This window comes from Bacillus sp. AP50 (assembly GCF_040492675.1).
Lineage (GTDB): Bacteria > Bacillota > Bacilli > Bacillales > Bacillaceae_G > Bacillus_A > Bacillus_A cereus.
In genome coordinates this window covers 1-4,461 of sequence record NZ_JBEUTW010000297.1, presented here as the reverse complement: position 1 = coordinate 4,461, position 4,461 = coordinate 1, and the positions used below count along the sequence as shown (strand labels likewise).

The window sequence follows — 4,461 nt, the reverse complement described above, 5'->3', positions numbered from 1 at the left end:
GACTTCTATAGAAGTTTTAGGATATGGAGTTCAACTTGTTGGGGAGAAATTAGCTTTAGTTGCATCGGCTTTTGCTAAATATAATATTATGTCTTTAATTGCTCGATTTTCTAATATGTTTCAACAACCATTTACTGTTTCTTTAGTTGATAGTACAGCAAAAAATGGTAGATTAGAATTACTAATTAAACAATTAGATTTTTGTTATTAGGTTCTACTATGGGAGTAATACTTGGAGGGATTATTAGTACCATTTTTTATGAAAGTTCTTTCTAAAGCGCTAATACCATTGTCAAAAGATGGTTCGTTTTTAAACATGTTCAAATTAATATGTTCACAAAAGAATTGATGCAACGTTAAAAAGAATGAGCCCGGTACAATACCGGACTTATATTCATGCAACCACTGTATTTTTCTGTTTAACTGTTGGGATTCAGTTCATAATGAAACATATTTTTACATAAAAGACTTTCGTATATAAATTTTTCAAATGATTTATTAGCGAATTGTTGACTAATATCACTTTTTTGAGTGAGTAATTTTTCAGATTGATGATGTAATGAATTTTGTTCGTTTCTTTTATGTAAAATATTCTAGTTTTGCATTAGGAAAGAACTGTTTCATATAGGAATACAGATAGTTTTTTATATCCTCTTCTTCTTCTTTTTGATAAATGTATTTTCCGATTCCATATTTCCCCCATTTATACCTTCTTTTCTCTTCATCTAATTCTAATTTTGTCATCGGGTAGTTTTTTTCAATTACTCTCTTAGCTGGCTTTGTAAAACGATGTTGAATAAATTCAAATGTAATATCATCCCGTGCATCAAGAGGTAATTCAGCATTTAGGCGTTCAAACATATGATAGTATCCTTCCTTCCAGCCTTCATGCAGGTAAATAGGAGCTACAATGAAACCAAGAGGATATCCAGCTCTAGCTACTTTTCCTGCTGCCTCAATTCGTTTAGCTAAGGGAGAAGTTCCTGGTTCAAAGTTTTTAATCACATAATCAGCGTTTACACTAAAGCGAAATCTTGTTTTTCCATTATGTTTAGCATCAAGTAAATGATCTACATGGTGGAATTTCGTAACAAATCTCAATTTCCCATATTCAGATTCTCCAAAATGCTCAATGGCCCGTTTAAGGGTATGCGTTAAATAATCGATTCCTACAATATCTGAAGTACACGACGCTTCAAATCTTGTTACTTCAGGTGCACGCTCTTTCATGTATTTATCAGCAGCATCTAAAATTTCTTCAACATTTACATACGTTCGTATATAAGGCTTACTTCCCATCGTTGTTTGTAAATAACAATAATGACAATGTCCCATACATCCCGTTGCAAAAGGAATTGCATACTCTGCTGAAGGCTTGGAAGTATCGAATTTCAGTGTTTTTCTAACACCAACAACCAGCGTGGATTTTGCTACTCGATACTTTTGAAAATCGTTATCCCCTGGCAAATCTCTTACTTGATTATGGGAAGTAGTATGTCGAATTTCAACATCCATCTTTGAAAACTTCTCAAACAGCTCTTTCCCCAAAGGATAATCTAATGCTTTCGGTTCAAAATATACGAGCTTAGGCATAAATGGCTTATTCATTCTAACATCCCCTCTGAAATATCACCATAATAGTAAGTGTAAGCTTGGTTTGCCTCATCTTCGGTAGCATATATAGCCATCTCATTTGTTAGTGGATAATACGTTTCGTAAAGAAATAGTGCTAATTCATTAGGTCTTTCAGGATTATTTACAACTGCTGCAGCTTGTATGTTAGCTACGTCTTGAGTATGAGGATTTCGGTAAAAAATATAAACAATGTCACCAGCATGATACGTATTACTTTCAGAAGAAAATTCCATTCCATCACCATCTCATTTCATAAAATTCAATGCTCACAGTTTTACTTTCTAATTTCCTTGTAGTGTAACTATTTAATTACATTGATAATGATTACGCCATACAAACATATTTTGAAAAATGAATAATAAATGTACTCCCAAAAAGGCAAGCATATATCAATGCTTGCCTTTCGTTCTAACGACGATGTTCAACAAGATCGATTACACCTAAAACGACGTGTGCTAAACCAAAACCAAATACTGTATTTGCAATCATTTTATTAGTTCCACGAGTTTGTTTAAGAGCATAACCTGCTGCTGTCACTGCTGTACCTAAAGCTGTTGGAATTAATCCTTCACGAATGTCCACAGTGATGCCTCCTTGTTTCGTAGTTAGTAAATTTGTTTTAATGACTCGAAGTAAAGTATTAAAACAAGTATTAGTATTTTTCTTTTTAATAAAATTATGTGAAATTTTTATGAATAATATTTTAAATCCATAACAGCTATAAAGATTGAAAAAATTATTAATTAACAAATAAGAAAATATCTTCAAAACGTATTTTTATATGAAAATTTTATACCTCAGACAAAAAAATCTTTGCGAAAATTCTCTCCATAAAAAGTGCTCCTAAATTTATATATATAGGAGCACTTTTTATGAAACACTATTCTTTATTTGCTTATGAACCACTTTATTATAATAACCATGCTTTACAACTTGCCTAAAATCATCTACCTCGATATCCATTCTTTCCGCAATATCTACAACAATTGTATTTTGTAAAACATTCACCACAAATCCCATTAATTTCAAATTATGATTTTTACGATATGAAAATTGAACGTAATCCCCAAGTGTTACTTCTTTATTATGTTTCATTTGGCGCCCCCTAAATTATCGATAATTATACAATAGTTTCCCCCTTTTTTACTTCTACATACGGGGTCACCAGTTTATCATTTTAGCCAATTCATCTCCCACCTACTTATTTTACGTTCCTTGAGGAAGGGGTCTTCTTGGCTAAAATGATAAAAAAAGACAAACTCTCCAATGTGAGGAGTTTGTCCAAAACCATGATTTCTTTAGTTTAACAATATAGAATTCAGTTCCGATAAGAATCTTTCTTTTTTCCATATCCCACGGTTTTTGCATCGATACTAACAATAGTGGATTAGAATAATGACTTAATACTTGCTAGGACAGTAAGAATACCTATAATAATGACAAATACATTGCTAGATTTCCCTTTGTATTTAGCAAGTACTGATACTTTATGGATTGCATACATTGGTAGTATACATAAGATAGCAGCAACTAGCGGACCGCTAAGGGCATCAATGATTCCAAGAATACTTGGATTTGTATAAGCAACATACCAGCATGTTAATACGACAAAAGTAAGAATCATTGTCTTAACTGTTTTTTCTCCTATATCTTTCCCACGTTTTTTACTGGACTTGATAATCATGTCACGCATTACCTCATACGCTCCTATATAATGACCAAGGAAAGACTTTGTAATAGCCACAAATGCAATGATAGGAGCTGCAATAGTGATTACTGGCGAATTAAGCTCATTAGCAAGATATGATAGGATTGACAAGTTCTGTTCTTTTGCCACCTTAAGATCATTTGGAGTCAAACTTAAGGTACTGCTCCAAACAAAGAACATAACAACTACGAATGTCATAATATAACAAACTTTTTGTATTTGAGCACATTTAGCATCAGTAGCATCTATTCCATACGTAGCTCTCTGTTTCATAACAAATGACGAAATCATAGGCGAATGATTAAACGAGAATACTATAATTGGAAGTATCATCCATATCGTTCCTAAATATCCTGTTCCTGTTGAAGCAGTAGAAACAGCTGAAAAACTAAGCATTGACGTATTCCACTGTGGAATCAAAGATATTGCGATAAAAAGTAGAGAAGCTATAAAAGGATACACTAGCATGCTCATGATCTTTACAGTTATATCTTGACCAAAATTTAGTATAGCGATAAGACCGAGTACTAAAACAAGCGATAAAATGGACCTTGGAGGCTCCGACATGTGCAATTGATGCACGATAAAGCTACTAGCGGTATTTGTAAGTGCGACCGAGTACATCAGCACGATCGTATAAATGGAGACAAAATATACAAGATTAAAAATGATACTTGCCTTATTTCCAAAATACTCTCTTATTGTACCTGTAATCCCCTCATCGGCAGAGTTCGAAGCGTAAATCATTTTAGCAAGCGCCCTATGTGAATAATACATAACAGGATATGCAAGTAATGTAATTAACAGCAATGATAATAAACCACCTGAACCTGCATTAATCGGTAAAAAGAGTACTCCTGCTCCAATTGCTGTTCCAAAAAGGCTCAATGCCCAGGTAGTATCCTGTTTATGCCACTTTTTAGGGTCTAGATATTTCTCATTTTTTACTGCAGTGTTATCAGCTTGAAATTCTATGTTTTTTGCAGTATTCCCATCCATATAATAATTCCTCCTTGTGTCCTATTCTTAATTCTCTTTTTAAGATATAGGAATATAGACCGTTCTTGAAAAATGAATAGCTTATATAGTGCCCCACAACGAATATCCCCCTGCTAGGT

General features: G+C 33.2%; 6 protein-coding genes. 1 reads left to right on the top strand and 5 read right to left on the bottom strand.

Annotated elements, in window-relative coordinates; all coding sequences use genetic code 11:
• Positions 1 to 211: lipid II flippase family protein (locus ABWK52_RS20430; RefSeq protein ID WP_353772099.1), on the top strand; the 211-nt coding region annotated here is incomplete at its 5' end.
• Positions 212 to 579: 368 nt separating this feature from the next.
• Here the strand turns inward: ABWK52_RS20430 and splB are convergent.
• The 5 genes from splB to ABWK52_RS20405 all read right to left on the bottom strand — a co-directional run bounded on the left by splB (position 580) and on the right by ABWK52_RS20405 (position 4,342).
• Positions 580 to 1,608: a spore photoproduct lyase gene (splB, locus tag ABWK52_RS20425; RefSeq protein ID WP_001039638.1), complete on the bottom strand. Its 1,029-nt coding sequence runs from the start codon at positions 1,606 to 1,608 to the stop codon at positions 580 to 582.
• Positions 1,605 to 1,868: a transcriptional regulator SplA gene (locus tag ABWK52_RS20420; RefSeq protein WP_000396091.1), complete on the bottom strand. Its 264-nt coding sequence runs from the start codon at positions 1,866 to 1,868 to the stop codon at positions 1,605 to 1,607. Before ABWK52_RS20420 ends, splB begins: the two co-directional genes overlap by 4 nt.
• Before the next feature lie 175 nt (positions 1,869 to 2,043).
• Positions 2,044 to 2,217: a hypothetical protein gene (locus tag ABWK52_RS20415; RefSeq protein ID WP_000354585.1), complete on the bottom strand. Its 174-nt coding sequence runs from the start codon at positions 2,215 to 2,217 to the stop codon at positions 2,044 to 2,046.
• Positions 2,218 to 2,505: 288 nt separating this feature from the next.
• Entirely contained in the window at positions 2,506 to 2,730 is a 225-nt protein-coding gene (locus ABWK52_RS20410) for a DUF2187 domain-containing protein (protein ID WP_000682214.1), read from the bottom strand.
• A gap of 292 nt (positions 2,731 to 3,022) precedes the next feature.
• Positions 3,023 to 4,342, bottom strand: coding sequence for an aromatic amino acid transport family protein (locus ABWK52_RS20405; protein WP_000348959.1), 1,320 nt, complete (start codon positions 4,340 to 4,342; stop codon positions 3,023 to 3,025).
• Positions 4,343 to 4,461 lie beyond the last annotated feature (119 nt).

What these genes read in the sequence shown, in the direction of transcription:
- ABWK52_RS20410 (WP_000682214.1), bottom strand. Translation starts at nt 2,730, where the DNA reads ATGAAACATAATAAAGAAGTAACACTTGGGGATTACGTTCAATTTTCA.
- splB (WP_001039638.1), bottom strand. Translation starts at nt 1,608, where the DNA reads ATGAATAAGCCATTTATGCCTAAGCTCGTATATTTTGAACCGAAAGCA.
- ABWK52_RS20405 (WP_000348959.1), bottom strand. Translation starts at nt 4,342, where the DNA reads ATGGATGGGAATACTGCAAAAAACATAGAATTTCAAGCTGATAACACT.
- ABWK52_RS20420 (WP_000396091.1), bottom strand. Translation starts at nt 1,868, where the DNA reads ATGGAATTTTCTTCTGAAAGTAATACGTATCATGCTGGTGACATTGTT.